Raw genomic sequence first — 654 nt, 5'->3', positions numbered from 1 at the left:
TCAGGACCTGGTGTACGAGAAAGAAGATCTGTTGATCTCCGGCCCCGGCAAAAACCCTGATTACAACTTCTATCGTGTTGCAGGTATGGCAATCGCTGGCAAGCCGAAAGGCGCTGCGCAGAACGAAGCCGAACCGATCAACGTGAAGAGCTTGCTGCCTTAAGGAAGAACGATGGAATTCGCTTTCTATTTCGCATCGGGTATCGCTGTTGTGTCCACGCTACGCGTGGTCACCAACACCAACCCTGTGCACGCCCTGCTCTACCTGATCATCTCGTTGATCGCCGTGGCCATGACCTTCTTCGCACTCGGCGCACCGTTCGCCGGCGTGCTGGAAGTGATCGCCTACGCCGGCGCCATCATGGTGCTGTTCGTGTTCGTGGTGATGATGCTCAACCTGGGCCCAGCCGCCGTTCAGCAGGAACGCGTCTGGCTCAAGCCCGGTATCTGGGCAGGGCCGGTGATTCTCGCCGCCCTGCTGCTGGCCGAACTGCTGTATGTGCTGTTCGCTCACCAGAGCGGCCAGGCCATCGGCCACACCACCGTAGACGCGAAAGCCGTGGGCATCAGCCTGTTCGGCCGGTACCTGCTGGTGGTCGATCTCGCCGCGTTGCTGGTGCTCGCCGCAGCCGTCTCGGCGTTCGTTTTGGGCCG

1 protein-coding gene and 1 pseudogene are annotated in these 654 nt (G+C 60.6%); both read left to right on the top strand.

The window, feature by feature from the left end:
• Positions 1 to 163, top strand: a pseudogene (locus ACIOVB_RS27780) (NADH-quinone oxidoreductase subunit I); the annotation flags it as partial.
• A 9-nt stretch (positions 164 to 172) separates the two neighbouring features.
• A partial coding sequence (nuoJ, locus tag ACIOVB_RS27775; protein ID WP_401272307.1) for an NADH-quinone oxidoreductase subunit J occupies positions 173 to 654 on the top strand: 482 nt, incomplete at its 3' end.

This window comes from Pseudomonas sp. NPDC087639 (assembly GCF_044743385.1).
Classification (GTDB): domain Bacteria; phylum Pseudomonadota; class Gammaproteobacteria; order Pseudomonadales; family Pseudomonadaceae; genus Aquipseudomonas.
This window is presented reverse-complemented; position numbering and strand designations above follow the sequence as displayed.